Origin of the sequence: Mycobacterium shimoidei, assembly GCF_900417275.1 — a bacterium.
Classification (GTDB): Bacteria; Actinomycetota; Actinomycetes; order Mycobacteriales; family Mycobacteriaceae; genus Mycobacterium; species Mycobacterium shimoidei.
The window spans coordinates 2,209,671-2,226,080 of record NZ_UEGW01000001.1 but is presented as its reverse complement, the minus strand read 5'-3'; the positions used below and the strand labels follow the sequence as shown (position 1 = coordinate 2,226,080).

Annotated in this window: 15 protein-coding genes and 1 pseudogene; 8 read left to right on the top strand and 8 right to left on the bottom strand. The window is 65.8% G+C overall.

Translation table 11 applies throughout. The annotated features are described in order from the left end of the window. The first annotated feature begins 175 nt into the window (after window positions 1-175). Both MSP7336_RS10975 and MSP7336_RS10970 read left to right on the top strand, forming a co-directional pair. Window positions 176-1,156 (top strand): SGNH/GDSL hydrolase family protein, encoded by a 981-nt coding sequence (locus tag MSP7336_RS10975; protein WP_069397733.1) that lies wholly within the window; start codon window positions 176-178, stop codon window positions 1,154-1,156. A gap of 25 nt (window positions 1,157-1,181) precedes the next feature. Beyond that, window positions 1,182-2,399: an acetyl-CoA C-acetyltransferase gene (locus tag MSP7336_RS10970; RefSeq protein WP_069397732.1), complete on the top strand. Its 1,218-nt coding sequence runs from the start codon at window positions 1,182-1,184 to the stop codon at window positions 2,397-2,399. A gap of 51 nt (window positions 2,400-2,450) precedes the next feature. On the opposite strand, the gene MSP7336_RS10965 is transcribed toward MSP7336_RS10970, so the two are convergent. Both MSP7336_RS10965 and MSP7336_RS10960 read right to left on the bottom strand, forming a co-directional pair. Further along, window positions 2,451-3,305, bottom strand: a complete 855-nt coding sequence (locus tag MSP7336_RS10965; protein WP_069397731.1) for a hypothetical protein — start codon at window positions 3,303-3,305, stop codon at window positions 2,451-2,453. A gap of 149 nt (window positions 3,306-3,454) precedes the next feature. Next, window positions 3,455-4,306: a Bax inhibitor-1/YccA family protein gene (locus tag MSP7336_RS10960; RefSeq protein WP_069397730.1), complete on the bottom strand. Its 852-nt coding sequence runs from the start codon at window positions 4,304-4,306 to the stop codon at window positions 3,455-3,457. A gap of 148 nt (window positions 4,307-4,454) precedes the next feature. Between MSP7336_RS10960 and MSP7336_RS10955 the strand changes: the two genes are divergently transcribed. Then, window positions 4,455-5,504 (top strand): enoyl-CoA hydratase/isomerase family protein, encoded by a 1,050-nt coding sequence (locus tag MSP7336_RS10955; RefSeq protein ID WP_113963691.1) that lies wholly within the window; start codon window positions 4,455-4,457, stop codon window positions 5,502-5,504. Further along, window positions 5,501-6,274, top strand: coding sequence for an enoyl-CoA hydratase (locus MSP7336_RS10950; RefSeq protein ID WP_069397728.1), 774 nt, complete (start codon window positions 5,501-5,503; stop codon window positions 6,272-6,274). The genes MSP7336_RS10955 and MSP7336_RS10950 overlap by 4 nt, the downstream gene beginning before the upstream one ends. On the opposite strand, the gene MSP7336_RS10945 is transcribed toward MSP7336_RS10950, so the two are convergent. Both MSP7336_RS10945 and MSP7336_RS10940 read right to left on the bottom strand, forming a co-directional pair. Next, the gene (locus MSP7336_RS10945; RefSeq protein ID WP_069397727.1) at window positions 6,265-6,675 is read right to left on the bottom strand and encodes a rhodanese-like domain-containing protein; all 411 of its coding nucleotides are present in this window, start codon (window positions 6,673-6,675) and stop codon (window positions 6,265-6,267) included. The two genes, MSP7336_RS10950 and MSP7336_RS10945, sit on opposite strands and share 10 nt — an antisense overlap. Next, window positions 6,672-7,223, bottom strand: coding sequence for a cysteine dioxygenase (locus MSP7336_RS10940; RefSeq protein WP_069397726.1), 552 nt, complete (start codon window positions 7,221-7,223; stop codon window positions 6,672-6,674). The genes MSP7336_RS10945 and MSP7336_RS10940 overlap by 4 nt, the downstream gene beginning before the upstream one ends. A gap of 162 nt (window positions 7,224-7,385) precedes the next feature. On the opposite strand from MSP7336_RS10940, the gene MSP7336_RS10935 reads away from it, so the two are divergent. The 3 genes and pseudogenes from MSP7336_RS10935 to MSP7336_RS24565 all read left to right on the top strand — a co-directional run. Then, complete coding sequence (locus MSP7336_RS10935) at window positions 7,386-7,793, top strand: lipoprotein LpqV (RefSeq protein ID WP_425325742.1); 408 nt, start codon at window positions 7,386-7,388, stop codon at window positions 7,791-7,793. Window positions 7,794-7,821: 28 nt separating this feature from the next. Further along, the gene (locus MSP7336_RS10930; RefSeq protein ID WP_113963690.1) at window positions 7,822-8,880 is read left to right on the top strand and encodes a patatin-like phospholipase family protein; all 1,059 of its coding nucleotides are present in this window, start codon (window positions 7,822-7,824) and stop codon (window positions 8,878-8,880) included. A gap of 127 nt (window positions 8,881-9,007) precedes the next feature. Next, a pseudogene (locus tag MSP7336_RS24565) lies at window positions 9,008-9,595 on the top strand (alpha/beta hydrolase); the annotation flags it as partial. 256 nt (window positions 9,596-9,851) lie between these two features. Here the strand turns inward: MSP7336_RS24565 and MSP7336_RS10920 are convergent. Then, on the bottom strand, window positions 9,852-12,086 hold the full coding sequence (locus MSP7336_RS10920) for a molybdopterin-dependent oxidoreductase (protein WP_113963689.1): 2,235 nt from the start codon (window positions 12,084-12,086) through the stop codon (window positions 9,852-9,854). Window positions 12,087-12,144: 58 nt separating this feature from the next. On the opposite strand from MSP7336_RS10920, the gene MSP7336_RS10915 reads away from it, so the two are divergent. Next, complete coding sequence (locus MSP7336_RS10915; protein ID WP_084226605.1) at window positions 12,145-12,717, top strand: TetR/AcrR family transcriptional regulator; 573 nt, start codon at window positions 12,145-12,147, stop codon at window positions 12,715-12,717. Here the strand turns inward: MSP7336_RS10915 and MSP7336_RS10910 are convergent. Genes MSP7336_RS10910 through MSP7336_RS10900 form a run of 3 tightly spaced genes read right to left on the bottom strand, consistent with a single transcriptional unit; the run spans window position 12,703 to window position 16,328 of the window. Continuing rightward, window positions 12,703-13,557: a patatin-like phospholipase family protein gene (locus MSP7336_RS10910; protein WP_113963688.1), complete on the bottom strand. Its 855-nt coding sequence runs from the start codon at window positions 13,555-13,557 to the stop codon at window positions 12,703-12,705. The genes MSP7336_RS10915 and MSP7336_RS10910 overlap by 15 nt on opposite strands. 30 nt (window positions 13,558-13,587) lie before the next feature. Further along, complete coding sequence (locus MSP7336_RS10905) at window positions 13,588-15,219, bottom strand: long-chain fatty acid--CoA ligase (protein ID WP_069397721.1); 1,632 nt, start codon at window positions 15,217-15,219, stop codon at window positions 13,588-13,590. Between the two features lie 50 nt (window positions 15,220-15,269). Next, complete coding sequence (locus MSP7336_RS10900) at window positions 15,270-16,328, bottom strand: YncE family protein (protein ID WP_069397720.1); 1,059 nt, start codon at window positions 16,326-16,328, stop codon at window positions 15,270-15,272. Between the last annotated feature and the right edge of the window lie 82 nt (window positions 16,329-16,410).

Below are 16,410 nucleotides of genomic sequence, written 5' to 3'. Positions count from 1 at the left end.
CCTAAGCGAGGGCATACCCGCACCGACACCCAGCCAACCTCGCAAACCTAGCTTGACACCTGTAAAAATTTCAACAATCAAAGAGTCTTAATCGATACCACATTTGTTTCGCTCTGTGATTCCAGCCGCGCCGGCGTTGCGAGAACCTCCGCCAGAGCCGACATAAACTGACGCCGTGGACATTCGCGTGCCGCGGCGATCGATGGTTGCTTTGGCCGCAGCAGGGGCGTTGGCCTCAACGGGCACCGCTTTTGTAGGTGCCCGCAACCTGCTGATCGGCCAGGCTCAGCATGCCCGCAAGGTCATCCCGAGGGCCACGAAAGCCCCGCCCCGCGCGGACGGCATCTACACGCCCGGGGGCGGGCCCGTGCAACGCTGGGAGCGCGGCACCCCCGTCGACTTGCACCTGATGATCTTCGGCGACTCCACCGCCACCGGCTACGGCTGCCGCGACGCCGACGAGGTGCCCGGCGTGCGAATTGCCCGCGGTCTCGCCGAGCAGACCGGCAAACGTGTCCGGCTGAGCACCAAGGCCATCGTCGGGGCCACGTCGAAGGGGTTGTCCGGGCAAGTCGATGCCATGTTCGTGGCAGGCCCCCCACCGGATGCGGCAGTGATCATGATCGGCGCCAACGACGTCACCGCGTTGAACGGCATCAGGCCGTCGGCGCGCCGGCTCGGCGCGGCAGTGCAGCGGCTGTGCGCCAGCGGGGCCGCGGTCGTGGTCGCGACCTGTCCGGATTTCGGTGTGATCACCGCGATTCCCCAGCCGCTGCGCTGGGTGGCGCGCACTCGGGGGTTGCAACTGGCCCGGGCCCAGGCCGCTGCGGTCAAGGCGGCCGGCGGGGTGCCGGTTCCGCTGGCCAACCTGCTGTCCTCGAGCTTCCGCCATTCGCCGGCGCTGTTGCTGTCCGACGACCGGTACCACCCGTCGGCGGCGGGTTATGCGTTAGTGGCCGATCAGCTGCTGCCGGCGTTGTGCCGGGCGCTGGGTATCTCGACCGGCGACCTGACGCCGGCCCTGGAGGCGGCGGGCACACATACCGGTGACGCCGATCGCCGCGACATCGTGTCGCGACTGCTGCGACGGCACACCACCGGAGTGCCGGCACCCGTCTTCGTGCGGGGCGGCGACCCCGGGCTAGATTCGGTGTAACCCGTCCAGCAGTAGGGAGCCGATCGTGCCTGAAGCCGTCATCGTTTCGACCGCCCGTTCGCCGATCGGTCGTGCCGGCAAGGGATCGCTGGTCAACATGCGGCCCGATGACCTGGCCGCGCAGATGGTGCGCGCGGCGCTCGACAAGGTGCCCGCGCTCAACCCGCATCAGATCGAAGACCTGATCATGGGCTGCGGCCAGCCGGGCGGGGAGTCCGGCTACAACATCGCCCGGGTGGTCGCTGTGCAACTCGGCTACGACTTCCTGCCGGGCACCACGGTGAACCGGTACTGTTCGTCGTCGCTGCAGACCACCCGAATGGCGTTCCACGCCATCAAAGCCGGCGAGGGCGACGCGTTCATCTCCGCCGGCGTGGAGACGGTGTCGCGCTTCGCCAAAGGCAGCGCCGACGGCATGCCGGACACCAAGAACCCGCTGTTCGATGAGGCTCAGCAACGCACGGAAGCGGCCTCGGCCGGCGCCGACGAATGGCACGACCCGCGCAAGGACGGCAAGCTGCCCGACATCTACATCGCGATGGGTCAGACCGCGGAGAACGTGGCGCTGCTGACCGGGATCAGCCGCGAAGAACAAGATCACTGGGGGGTGCGCAGCCAGAACCGCGCCGAGGAGGCGATCAAGAGCGGTCACTTCGCGCGTGAGATCGAGCCGGTCACGTTGCCGGATGGCACCACGGTCAGCGTCGACGACGGCCCGCGACCCGGTACGACCTACGAAAAGGTCAGCCAGCTTAAACCGGTGTTTCGGCCCAACGGCACGGTGACCGCGGGCAACGCCTGCCCGCTCAACGATGGCGCGGCGGCGGTGGTGATCACCAGCGACACCAAGGCCAAAGAGCTCGGGCTGACCCCGTTGGCGCGGATCGTGTCCACCGGGGTGACCGGCCTGTCCCCGGAGATCATGGGCCTCGGGCCGATCGAGGCGACCAAGAAAGCGCTGGCCAACGCCGGCATGTCGATCCGCGACATCGACCTGTTCGAGATCAACGAGGCCTTCGCGGTGCAGGTGCTGGGCTCGGCCCGCGAACTCGGCATCGATGAGAACAAACTCAACGTCTCCGGTGGCGCGATCGCCCTTGGCCACCCGTTCGGGATGACCGGTGCCCGCATCACCGCCACGCTGCTGAACAACCTGCAGGCCTACGACAAGACGCTAGGCCTGGAGACCATGTGCGTCGGCGGCGGCCAGGGCATGGCGATGGTGATCGAGCGGCTGTCGTAATTTCGCGTTGAGTCTGCGGCTACCAGGCAAAAGTGCGAGTAGCCCCCTTGGTCAGCGCAGAGTCAATCCGTCCCAGGCGCGCTTAACCCGGCGGATGACGTCACAGCCACGGTGCTCGGATAGCACCCGGATATGAGTCCAACCGATTCCGATCAAGTACTCGAGCCGCGTGGCGTCCCAGACGTACTGTGACCTGCTCGTCCGATGTTGATCACCGTCGTACTCGACCGCCAGCATGAGGTCTTCCCAACCCATGTCGAGGAAGTACGTAGAGCCATTGGGACCGGGAACGGGAATCTGAGTGCGTGGCCTGGGGAAGCCAGCGTCTATCAGTAATAGCCGCAACCACGTTTCCTTCGGCGACTGTGCTCCTGCGTCGACGAGATCGAGCACGACTTCCAGCTGACGAAGGCCGCGGGTATGCCGATGGTTAGCCGCGAGCTCTTGGACATCGCTCACCTTGAAGTCGGTCGCGGCGGCAAGCGCGTCGAGCCTGGCGACGGCCTGCCTGATGGTTCCTCGCCTGGCCAGATCGAACGCGGTGCGCTCCGGCGTCGTCACATAGAGGCCGCCCAGCTGCTGGGTTTCACCATCCAACAACAGCTCATTGCGGGTTTTCACGCCCTTGGGGGCTCTGGCATTGCGCCAAATCAACTCCACGACGGTGTCGGCATCCACCCACTTCGCCCCATGCAGCGCCGACGCGGCGGCGCCGGCGATGACGCCTTTACGCCCAGACCACAGCCAGGCCGCGACTATGCGTTGGCGCAACGAGGGCTGCAGCCGGCTTTCCACATAGACGTTCGGCATGATCGCCTGGTAGTACCTGCCCAGCTCATGCCAGCTGACGATGCCCGCAGCAAGCGCCTCGGAGCCAACAAACGGCTGTTTCCCCAATTCCCCCATGCGGGCATGGTGGCCGTCGGCACCGACAAACTGCGTTGACTCTGCGGCTACCAGGCAAAAGTGCGAGTAGCCACCTTGGTCAGCGCAGAGTCAACGCAAAGCAAAACCGGCACGCCGTGTGGCGTGCCGGTTTGCGACCCCCGATGGCGTTACTCGCTTTGTAGATAGCTGAGCAGACGCAGGATCTCGATGTAGAGCCAGACCAGGGTCACGGTCAGACCCAGTGCGATGCCCCAGGCGGCCTTCTCCGGCGCGCCGGCGCGAATCATCTGGTCAGCCGCGTCGAAGTCGATGAGGAAGCTGAACGCGGCCAGGCCGATGCAGACCAGCGAGAAGATGATCGCCAACGGGCCGCCGCTGCGCAGGCCGAGGCCCTCACCGTGGCCCACGCCGAACATCGCCAACACCAGGTTGCCGATCATGAGAGCCAACACCCCGAACAGCCCGGCGACGATCATCCGGGAGAACTTCGGAGTGACGCGGATGGCGCCGGTCTTGTACACGACGAGCATCCCGGCGAATACCCCGAGGGTGCCCAGAATCGCCTGGCCGATCAGGGCCCCGGCGTTGGTGGTGGACACCGCGAAGTTCGCCAGCACGAAGGAGATGGCGCCGAGGAACAATCCCTCCAGCGCGGCGTAGGCCAGCACGATCGGCGGATTGTCCTGCTTGCGGCCGAAGGTGGCGATCAGCACCAACGCCAGGCCGCCGAAAGCGCCGACGAACGTGAACGGCGCGGCCAGCGCCTCGTTGGCCCGCACCATGAAATACGAGACCACGGCGACAGCCGAGAGCACCGCCAAAGTGATACCGGTCTTAGTGACGACGTCGTCGATGGTCAGCGGGCGCGCGACACCGGCCCGCTGGTCGACATACGGAGTCGCATAGGGGTCCGCATGCCCATACTGGGTCGCGGCGGCAGCCGTGCCCGTACCGAACTGCGCGTATCCGCCACGCTGCTTGGGCAGCGATCGGAATACCGGGTTGCTAGTCTCCCGCACCGTCGGATCCTCTCTTGTGGTGTGACTCGAGCTGTGCGAACACCTGCTCAACGAACCGCGGTCCTGCCGGGTTCCCGGCGCATGACCATCTCGACGTAAACCTTACCCGCGGGCAAGGCAAACCGGGTAGCGATCTAGATTGCTCGTCGTGACGCACGAATCCGACGAGGTCTTGACCCGCATCGACGACGGCATCGGCTTTTTGACCCTCAACCGCCCTAAGGCGATCAATTCGCTGAACCAAAACATGGTCAACGTGTTGAGTGCGGTGCTCACCGAGTGGGAAGCCGACGACGCGGTGCGTGCCGTGGTGCTTACCGGCGCCGGGGAACGTGGACTGTGCGCAGGTGGCGACGTCGTGGCGATCTACCACAGCGCCCGTGCCGACGGTGTTGCGGCACGGCGATTCTGGTACGACGAATACCTGCTCAATGCGCAGATCGGCCGCTTCGCCAAGCCGTACGTGTCGCTGATGGACGGCATCGTGATGGGCGGCGGAGTGGGCGTCGGCTCACACGCGAACGTTCGGGTGGTCACCGATACCACCAAGATGGCGATGCCCGAGGTGGGCATCGGGTTCATTCCCGACGTCGGCGGCACCTACCTGCTCTCACGTGCGCCGGGGTCGCTGGGTCTGCACGTAGCCCTTACCGGGGAACCGTTTTCCGGCGCCGACGCGATCGCGCTGGGATTCGCCGACCACTACGTGCCGCACGACGAGCTCGACAAGTTCTGCCGGGCGATCGTCGCCGATGGCGTGGAGCGGGCGCTTGCCGCTCACGCCGTCGACCCACCACCCAGCGATATTGTGGCGCAACGTGATTGGATCGACGAGTGCTATACCGGCAACACCGTCGCCGACATCGTGGCCGCGCTGCGCGCTCACGACGCCAAACCCGCCAATGATGCCGCTGACGTCATCGCCACCCGCTCCCCCATCGCGCTGTCGGTGACGTTGGAGGCGGTGCGCCGCGCCGCCAAGCTGGCCACGCTGGAAGACGTTCTGACACAGGAATACCGGGTGTCCTGCGGATCGCTGCGCTCACATGACCTGGTCGAGGGCATCCGTGCTCAACTGATCGACAAGGACCGCAATCCGAAATGGTCGCCGGCCACCCTGGAGGAAGTCACCGCGGCCGACGTCGAAGCGTATTTCGCTCCCGCAGAACCCGATCTGAGCTTCGAGGAGAAGGCATGAGTTACGAAACGATTCTGGTGGACCGCGACGGGCGGGTCGGCACGATCACGCTGAACCGGCCGCAGGCGCTCAACGCGCTCAACAGCCAGATGATGAACGAAGTCGTCACGGCTGCAGCTGATTTCGATGACGACCCGGATATCGGGGCGATCATCGTCACCGGTTCGGCGAAGGCCTTCGCCGCCGGTGCCGACATCAAGGAGATGTCAGCGCTGTCGTTCGCCGACGTCTTCGGCGCCGACTTCTTCGCGCCCTGGGCCAAATTCGCGGCGGTGCGGACCCCGACAATCGCCGCGGTGGCCGGGCATGCCCTCGGCGGCGGCTGTGAGCTGGCGATGATGTGCGACCTGCTGATCGCCGCTGACACAGCCAAATTCGGCCAACCCGAGATCAAGCTGGGTGTGCTGCCCGGGATGGGCGGCACACAGCGGCTGACGCGGGCCATCGGCAAAGCCAAAGCGATGGACTTGATCCTGACCGGCCGCACCATCGACGCCGCCGAGGCCGAACGCAGCGGCCTGGTTTCCCGGGTAGTTCCGGCAGACGATCTGCTCACCGAAGCGAAAGCCGCCGCGACCACTATTGCGAATATGTCGCTGTCAGCGACACGAATGGCCAAGGAAGCGGTGAACCGCGCCTTCGAAACGACGTTGGCCGAAGGGTTGCTGTACGAACGCCGGCTGTTTCACTCCACCTTCGCCACCCACGATCAGTCGGAGGGAATGGCGGCGTTCGTCGAGAAACGGCCGGCAAACTTCACTCACCGCTGAATCTGATCGAACACACCGGCGTTAACCAGCGCGTGATAACCGCCGACGACGTCGGTGGCCCGGTGCAGGCCCAGATCCTGTAGCGCCGCGGCGGCGAGGCTCGACGTGTAGCCCTCCGAGCAGAGGATCACCCACTCGACCTCATCGTTGACCGCTTGCGGCAGCCGGGCGTCGCTGGTGGGGTCGCAGCGCCACTCGAGCACGTTGCGCTCGATCACCAGCGCTCCCGGCACCTCTCCTTCCCGGGCGCGCTGGGCCGCCGGCCGGATGTCTACTAAGACCGCACCGCGACGCAGCGCTTCGGGCACCTGGTCGGCGGACAACCGGACCAGCCGGCCGCGGGCCCGTTCGAGGACTTGGTCAATGCGACTCTCTGTCTTGATTGTCCGGCTCCTCCTCATCGCGCTGCTTCGGGCTGGTCGGTCAACTCGGTGCGCCGCTTACGCAGTGTGTTGCCGGCGGTGACCTCGTAGTACGACATCACGGTCAGCGGCGGCGAATACGCGTGCACGCTGATCGTCGGACCTGTCGGGGCCACGCCCGGCGCCCACACCACGTCGTGGACCCAGCCCAACGGAAAGCCCGCCTGGTCGCCGGCCTTGAGGCGACGGCGGCGTAGCTGCTCACCGTCCCAACGGAACTCGTCGAGCGAGCCGGACAGCACAGTCAGCGCGCCCAACGATCCGCCATGGTCATGTAGTTCGGTGGCGTGTCCGGGCACCCAGCTGATCAGCCAGATATCGAGCTCGTCGTCGCTGTGGAGCCGTGTGAACCACCGGTGGTCGGTCGGCACTCCCCGGGCCGGCAAGAGGTGGTCGTAGCGACCGCTGAGCACGTCGTCTGCGGCCCGGTCGGTGGCATGAAAAAGGTCGGGCAGCCGCAACCGGGTGGGCGCCGCCAAGGACAGGCGGGGCAGTACAGGATGGGCGAGCGCGTTTGCCGAAAGCATGGAACGACTCCAAATGGGATGGACGGGTCGGGGCTGCTGGGCCTGTCGCCCGGCTTCTCCTCGGGCCGTTTCGACCCGGATCGTCGCTCGGGCTAGGCCCGACGACACTCCCAAAATCCGGTTCGTTCCATCACGAGCGCCAGTGTTGCATAGATTGACCGCGTGCACCGGTGTCGTTGTCCCCGCACGCTGTGCGGCGCCGTCGTCGTGGCGATCGCAGGGTGCTCGGCAGGCGGCGGCAACCAGACCGCGCCGCCACCCGCATCGCCCGGCGCTGCGGCGCCGCCGGAGCGGGTCGCGGTGTCGCCCGCGGGAGTGACGACCCGGGTCGACGTCCCGGCGGCGTCGACCGAAGAGGAGTATTTCCAGGCCTGTCACGCTGCGAAAACGTGGATGCAGGAGCGGTCCGGCGACCCGCATTTGTTGATCGAGCCGTATCTGGCGAGCATTCAGGCTCCCGGCGTCAGCGGCGCGGGCACCTGGAACACGACCTGGGCCAAGCTGACGCCGGCTCGGCAGGCGGCGGTGATCCTGGCCGTCCACGCGGCCGCCAACGACGAGTGCGGTTGATTCGGATCACGGTGTAAAAAATGGGGGAATGCCCCAGAGCGATCCAGTGAACACACCCGGTTCCGCGCCCGCCGATGCGCACCGCGGTAGTGGATCGTCGCCGACGAGGGTCGCGCTGGCTTTGGGCAGCGGCGGTGCGCGCGGATACGCCCACATCGGGGTGATCGACGAGCTGCGGGCCCGCGGCTACCAGATCGTCGGGATCGCCGGTTCGTCGATGGGTGCACTGGTGGGCGGCGTGCAGGCGGCGGGACGGCTCGACGACTTCGCCGACTGGGCCAAGGCGCTGACGCAGCGCGCGCTCTTGCGGCTGCTCGACCCGTCCATCACCGCCGCAGGAGTGCTGCGGGCCGAAAAGATCCTGGACGTCGTGCGCGAGATCCTCGGCGCGGTCGCCATCGAGGAGTTGCCCATTCCGTATACCGCGGTGACCACTGACCTGATCGCCGGAAAGTCGGTGTGGTTGCAGCGCGGCCCCGTCCATGAAGCCATCCGGGCATCGATCGCCATCCCCGGAATGATTGCCCCGCACGTCGTCGACAGGCGGCTGCTGGCCGACGGGGGCATTCTCGATCCGCTGCCGATGGCGCCGATCGCGGCCGCCAATGCCGATCTGACCATCGCGGTCAGCTTGAGCGGCGACGAAACCGAGGGCGAGCGCGAAGCAGAACCCCGCCCGGCCGCCGAGTGGCTGAACCGCATGATGCGCAGTACCTCCGCGCTGCTGGAGCGACCGGCAGCACGGGCGGTCCTCAACAGGTTCGGCGCATCGACCACCGAAAGCGAGGCCGAGGCCGTCGCGCAGCCGGAAGACTACTCCGAGGAGGTGCCCGAAGCCCCCCGACTCGGCGGCCGTTTCGAGGTGATGAATCGGACGATCGACATCGCCCAGGCCGCACTGGCCCGCCACATCCTCGCCGCATATCCCCCCGATCTACTGATCGAGGTGCCCCGTTCGGCCTGTCGCAGCCTGGAATTCCACCGCGCCGCCGAGGTGATCGAAATCGGTCGCGAGCTGACCAGCCGCGCCCTGGACACACTGGACGCCGGCCCCTCACCTCCTACACATACGCCTACCGCGCCCTGATGCACCCGGCTGAAATACGTTGTGCGCCGTAGGGATACCGGATCGCACCTGCCTTTGATCAATTCACAGGCCCCGCAACGCTGTTGACACATTTAACGACCAAATTCCTGTAGTACCATCGGTGCCCATGCCAATCCCTGATCTCGTTCTCATCCACGGCGGCTCTCATGCCGCAGATTGCTGGGATCCAGTGATTGGAACGTTAAGTCGCGCTGCGCCTGGATTGCGGGTACTTGCGGTCGATTTGCCCGGTCATCGAGCCAAGCCGGGTGACCTGCGCACAGCAACCATCCGCGACTGGGTCGATTCGGTTGTGAGCGATGTCGATCGGGCCGGCCTACGCAGGGTGGTTGTGGCTGGGCACTCAATGGCAGGTCTGATCATGCCGGGGGTAGTGAGCAAGCTGGGCGCGACTCGCGTCGCTGAGGCTGTTTTCGTGACGACATGCGTGCCACCGCAAGGAAGTGATATGGCACATGTCTTGGGTCCCCCGATAACCCAGTTCGTTCGAATGGGCGCCAGGTTCGGCATGTCCCTCAAATTGCCTGCGGTGGCAACGTTCATGTGCTGCAACGGAATGACCCGCGCCCAGCGCCAATTCGTAAAGTCCAGGCTCTATCCGGAGTCGACAGCGATCATCGCGGAAACGGTTAGCCGCCGGGACATGCCAGAGGGGATCTCCCGGACATGGGTTATGACATTGCGCGATCGAGTGTTCTCCGAAGCCAAGCAGCGGTCCAGCATCGACGCGCTCGGCGGTGTGGACAGGATTTATTCGATCGACACCTGCCACGACGCAATGGTCAGTGAACCCGAACGGCTCGCCGAGATCCTGCTCGAACGTTGTGCGACTCATTCGACGAGGGCCAGTTGTTGCCTCAGGAAGTTGGATTCTTCTTCGTCCCTGTGTCGCGCGCTAACCTTCCGCCGCTGCAACTTTGAGTCGCTGTGCGCGCCAAGGTCACCCGCGGCTAATGGATCGACTCGATGCGGGCGGGAACATGCTTGTGCCACGGCGTGCCCGCGTACTCGTCACGCCATTGCGTCGACGTCAATGAATTGGGGGCCACCCCGGGAATCCGCACCGCGCCGGCCTCGTCGGTGAAGTCAAGGCCGTACCCGTTGGGCAGCGACGCGTGCCCTGGCAGCATGGTTTCACTGATCTCCACCGTCGCCATGGCACCGCCGGCCGGAGTCGTAATCCGGGCCTGAGCGCCGTCGACCAATCCCAGCTCCTGAGCATCTTCGACGCTGACGCGCAGCGCTCCCTCGACATCACGCTTGCGCCAAGACGGATCACGAAGGATGTCGTTGGCGGTGAACGGCCGACGCTCGCCCGCCGAGAGCACGATCGGAAACTCGGCCGTCGTGTATTGGGTAGGAACGTCGGGCAATCTGCGGATCTCCTCCAGCAGCTCCGGCATGGTGTCGAGGTGAATCTTGCGATCCGCGTGCCGGATCAGGGCGAAGTCGTCGGCGTATTCATGCAGGGTGAACGTCACCCCGGAGCGGTTCGTCAGGATCGCTTCGAACAGCGCGTTGCCGTCGCGGTGCCCGGCGCGGCGAATCGCGTCCGGGTACGCCTGCGCAACGTTTTGCGCCAGACCCCACAATGCGGCCGCACCCGCTAACCCGTCGGGCAAGGTGGGCCCGAGGGTTTCATACAACACGTAGGGAAGAACTTTTCCGAACATCGGGTTTGCGCTGACCGCTTGCATGAACGCGACCGCATAAGCGTCGAGACCTGCTTCGGCCGCGGCCCGTAGCGGTCGTAGCTCGGCATCGTCGACGACCCCGAGTGCGCGCACCAAGCGCGCCCAGATCTCGGGTTCGGACAGTGTCCCGGGCAACGGGTCAAGCAGCGGGTGACGAAGGTGAAAAGTGTTGCGCGGAAACTCGAAATTGAAAAACGTCGCTTCCGGTTTTTCGAACTGGCTGGCCGCCGGCAGCACGTAGTGGGCCAACCGAGCCGTCTCGGTCATGGCCACGTCGATGACGACCATCAGTTCCAGCGATTCGAATGCCACCCGGCAGGCGCCGGAGTCGGCCAGCGAGTGAGCCGGGTTGCTGCTCTCCACGATCAGAGCACGGAACCGGTCAGGGTGATCCGACAGAATCTCCTGCGGCACAACGTTGCTGGGCACCAATCCACCGAGCACGGGCGCGCCGGTCACCGGTGTTCGACCGACGTCGGTGCTGTGCCGCAGGAGCGGACCGAACGACGAATGCAAATGCTGCCCACCGCGTTTGGCGAAGCTGCCGGTAAGAATCCACAGCAACTTGTTCAAATACGAGCACACGGTGCTGTTGGGCGCCTGCTGTATGCCGAGATCTTCGAAAACCGCGACGCTGTCCGCACCCGCGATACGCCGCGTCGCGGCGCGTATCAATTCCGGATCTACGCCGCAGCGATGCGCGTAGTCGTCGATATCGATGTCGCGCAATACCTCTCGAACCACATCTGCGCCGCTGACATGGCTCGCCAGAAACTCTTCGTTGCACAGATCTTCCTGGACCAACACGGCGGCCATCGCCGCCAGACACCACACGTCGGTTCCCGGCCGGACCCGTAGATGAAGGTCGGCCATCTTGGCGGTGTCGGTGAGTACCGGATCGATGACGATCATCGAGCGGCGTGGATTCTTGGCGATGTCGTTGAGCACGGTGCGTGCACGCGGGAAGCTTTGTGACATCCACGGGTTCTTGCCGACGAATACCGAGACCTCGGCATGCTCGAACTCGCCGCGGGTGTGGCCACCGTAAAAGTGAGCATCGACCCAGGCCTCACCCGTCTTTTCTTGGGCCAGCGCGTTTGAGCGGTAGCGAGCGCCGATGGCCTTGAGGAACGCTCCGCTGTAGGCGCCGCCGAGATGGTTACCCTGCCCGCCCCCGCCGTAGTACAAGATCTTGTCGCCGCCGTAGGTGTCGCGGATGTGGGTAAACCCGGCCGCGATCTCGGCAATCGCGGTGTCCCAGTCGATCTCCTCGTAGCCGCCGTCCGGACGCCGGCGCATCGGCGAGGTCAAGCGGTTGCGGTTGTTCTGGTAATGATCCAGGCGCAGGGCCTTGTTACAGGTGTAGCCCTTGGAGGCGGGATGTTTTTTGTCGCCGCGGATCTTGGCCAGTGTCCGGCCGTCCAGTTGCACGACGATGCCGCAGTTGCATTCACACAGGATGCATGCGGTCTGTTGCCAGTCGTTTGTCATGAGCGCCGGTCCCGTCCGGTAGATGCTATGCTATGCACCATAGCATAGTGGAGGTGAAATGGGAGTCCGGACCGACACCAAGCGCAGAATGCTGCTCAGCTCGATCGAGCTGCTGCGGGAACGTGGTGCCGGTGGGGTGACGGTTGAGGCGGTCCTTTCCCGTAGCCAGTCACCGAGGGGCTCGGTCTACCATCACTTCCCGGGTGGCCGCAGCGAGATCCTTTCCGAGGCACTGACTCTCGCCGGCGACACCATCGCCGACATCGTCGAGCAATCGGCCGCTCGAGGTTCGGGTTTCGCGCTGCGCCGCATCGGCAAGTTCTGGCGCAAGGTCCTGCTCGACTCCGACTTCAGCGCCGGCTGCCCGGTGGTCTCCGTCGCCGTCGGCGCCTCACCCGACGAGCAGCACCTGCAACCCACTGTCGCCGCGACGTTCCAGCGACTGCATCAGGCGCTGGTCGGGGCGATCGTGGTGGACGGGGTGAACGAGCAACGCGCAGATCGGCTGGCGACGATGGCGTTGGCTGCCATCGAAGGCGCGATCATCCTGTGCCGCGTGCAGCGATCCACCACCCCACTCGACGATGTCATCACCGAATTCGAGGCGCTGATCACGTCAGCCGCCGGTTAGGAACGCGCCGATCCGCGCGGCCTCGCGACGCCCCTGCGCACGCCCTGCCGCTGCTGACCCCGTGCGGCAGCGCGGGTCGAGCGGATTGGAGCCGAATGCCGCCAGCGAGTCGCCGTCGGCGAACACACCCAGAGCCGCACCATCGAACTCCGCGATCTCAGCGGCCGGCCCATCGCCGAACGACGACGGCGCCGACACGCCGGTTGGCACCAGCACCACGGCCACGCCGCAGTCGCCGGCGACCTCCAGGTTGATCGTGCTGCCGATTCCGCCGTCCATGTAGCGCCGCTCGCCGATCGTCACCGGCGGCCAGGCTCCCGGCACCGCGCAACTGGCCGCCACCGCGTCGACCAGTCCGGCACCCGAGTCACGGTCGAGGACAACGAGTTCGCCGGTGGCGGTGTCGATGGCGGTGATCCGCAGGATCACCTCTGGCCAGTCGTGCGACGGTAGCCGGTGGGCGATCACCTCGCGGCGCACCGGCTCGGCCACGGTTCTTGCTGCCAGCGCCACCGCCCCGATGCGTTGCCGCTTGCGTTGCATGTCCGGTTCGGCCATGGCCGCCAGGAACAGCTCGGTGATGTCGTCGACACCGACGCCGGGATCGATCTCGGTGGAGGTCTCGGCGACCTGCTTGGCGAACAGCTCGTCGAGACCACAGCCGCTGCTTAGCTGGGCCGCGACCGCCGAGCCGGCGGAGGTGCCCACCAGCACGTCAAAATCCAGCAGCGCCCGCGCCGTGGTGGGTGACTCGTCGGCGATGCCCCGCAAAATGCCGATTTCCCACGCGATCCCCGCTATTCCCCCGCCGCCGAGCACCAGCGCGCGCTTCGCGCTCATACGTTTACGTTAGCGACCAGCGGCCGAAGGTCAGTCACGCACCTCCGTGACCTGATAGGCGTTCTCGGCGTAGCGGGAGCGGATGGCCTTCTTGTCGTACTTTCCCACACTGGTACGCGGGATTTCGTCGACGAAGGTCCAGCGTTCCGGCAACCACCAGCGGGCAACCTTGTCCGAGAGGTACTTTCGCAATTCGCTGGCGTCGACACAACCGTCTTTCTTGCCGACGACCACCGCCAGCGGCCTTTCCTGCCAGCGCTCGTCGGGCACTCCGACAACGGCGGCTTCCACCACGTCCGGGTGCGCGATCAGGCAATTTTCCAGCTCGACCGACGAAATCCATTCTCCACCGGATTTGATGACGTCCTTGGCACGGTCGGTCAGCGTGATGAAACCGCGTTCGTCGATACGGCCCACGTCCCCGGTGCGCAGCCAACCGGACTGGAATCTGGACTCGTCGGCGCCACCATAGTAGGAGCCGGTGATCCAGGGGCCGCGGACCTCCAATTCGCCCACGGCCACGCCGTCATTGGGCAACACGTTGTCATCGTCATCGACTATCCGGGCTTCCACCCCGCACACCGGCCGCCCCTGGGTCGCGCGCAGCGCCCAGTACTGATCGTCCGGCGTTCCGGGCGGCGGCCACGCCATGGTGGCCAGCGGCGAGGTCTCGGTCATCCCCCACAACTGGCGGATCTGCACGCCGTGCTTCTCCTGGAACGTACGCATCAACGATTCCGGCACGGCCGAGCCGCCAGACGCCACCAGCCGCAGCGACGAGACATCATGGTCGGGTTCGCGCTCCAGGTAGTGCAGGATGTCGTTCCAGATGGTCGGCACTGCGCCGGCCACGGTGGGCCGCTGCGTTTCGATCAGGCCGACCAGCGACTCGGCGTCCAGATGGCGGTCGGGCAACACCAGATCCGCGCCCGCCATCAACGCCGCATACGGCAGGCCCCACGCGTTGGCGTGAAACATCGGCACAATCGGCAGTACGCAATCGCTGGCACCGATGCCGATCCCGTTGCTGGTGCAGGTCGCCATCGTGTGCAGATAGCTGGAACGGTGGCTGTAGACAACCCCTTTGGGATGTCCGGTGGTGCCGCTGGTGTAGCACATCGCGGCCGCAGAGTTCTCGTCGATCTCCGGCCAGTCGAATTCGCGCGGCTCGCCGGCGACGACATCGGCGAAGCGCAGCACCGTCTTGCCTGATTCGCTTAACGGCGCCAAGTCGCCGTCACCGACGGCGATCACCGTGTGCACGCTGTCCAGACGCCCTAAAACCGGCGCCAACAGATCGGCCAACGACATGTCGACCAGCACCACCTGGTCTTCGGCCTCATTGGCCACGAAGACGATCTGGTCGGCAAACAGCCTGATGTTGAGGGTGTGCAGCACCGCGCCCATCGACGGGACCGCCAGGTAGGTGGCCAGGTGCTCGGCGTTGTTCCACATGAACGTGGCGACCCGCTGGTCGCCGATGATGCCGAGCCTTCGCAATGCGTTGGCCAGCTGCGCCGCCTGTGCGCCCAGCTCCGCGTAGCTGCACTGACGGTAGCCGCTGCCGGTCGCGGTGGTGACCCTGCGCGCGCCGTGCACAACCGTGGCATGCCGCAAGATTGCGGTGATCGTCAACGGGACGTTCTGCATCGTGGCGTACATCACGTCCAGCTTATGATTCCGGGCGCGCCCGCGGGCCGCGGCCCGTCAGCTCATGCGGACTCGAGCTGCGGCAGCTCGGGCAAAAACCACTCGTTCGCGACGGTGGGTTCGTCGTCCGCCGACCCGATCGTCGAGCCACTCGCCGACGCCGACTCCACTACCGCCAGGGCGCCGGTGTAGTCGGCGATGTAAAGGCGCGTTCCGTCCGGGCTCTCGCTCACGCACGACGGTGCACGGCCCACAGCAATGGTGCCGATGACCTCATGAGTCGGTATGCCCAGGACCGCGACGCCCTCGTCGGCGACAAGGTAGGCCCGCGCCCCGTCGCGGCTCACCACCAGTTGGGTGAGCCACCCGCTGATCTCGGGGATCTTGTGGGTGCAGATCACGGCGTTACTGCCGGTGTCGATGACGTCGAGAACCGCGCCGAAGTCGGGACCGCAACTGGCGACATACGCCGTGCCGCCGTCCGGGCTGATCGCGACGTCCCGGATCGGCGAGCCGATCTCGACGATGTCGATGACGCGCGACTGCCCGGCGTCGATCACCGCCAGATTCCCACCGGATGCGGTGTTCGTCGCGAGATAGATCCGACGCCCATTCGGGCTGACGCGCACACACTGGGCGACGGTCCCCGGGGTCTCGGCGGCGCCGATCGCTTCCAGCTGTCCGGTTGCGGTGTGCAGGACTGCGACGTCGGCGCCGCCCGAACCCGTCCGTGCGACGTAGAGGTGCGCGCCGTCCGGGCTGACCGCCAGGTCAGCGATGCTGTGTGCTACCGGGTGGACGTCGACAACATAGTTGGTGCCCATGTCGATGACCGCGATCGCGTCGTAGGCGGGCCACACCGTGCTGACATAGGCGCGCTCGCCGGCGATGGCCAATGCGAACGGTTCGTCGAGGCCGGTGAGCGTGCGGATGAACGGCTCGTGGCCGCGGTAATCGATCAACGAAATGCTGTCATTGCCGGAATTGGTGACCACCACCCGGCCGCCGTCAGCGCTTACCGCAATGTCACCGACAGGACCCTGGTGCACGGCGACTTCGCCGACGTACGAGAAACCCGGCGGGGTGTCGGCCCGGCCGGTTTTTTGGTTTTTCGCGCCCAAAGCGGCACCTGCCTTTGCGTGGTGGTCGTCCGATCGTCATCGGACGCTGACGACGGCGCGTGCACTCGTGAAGCACAACTCC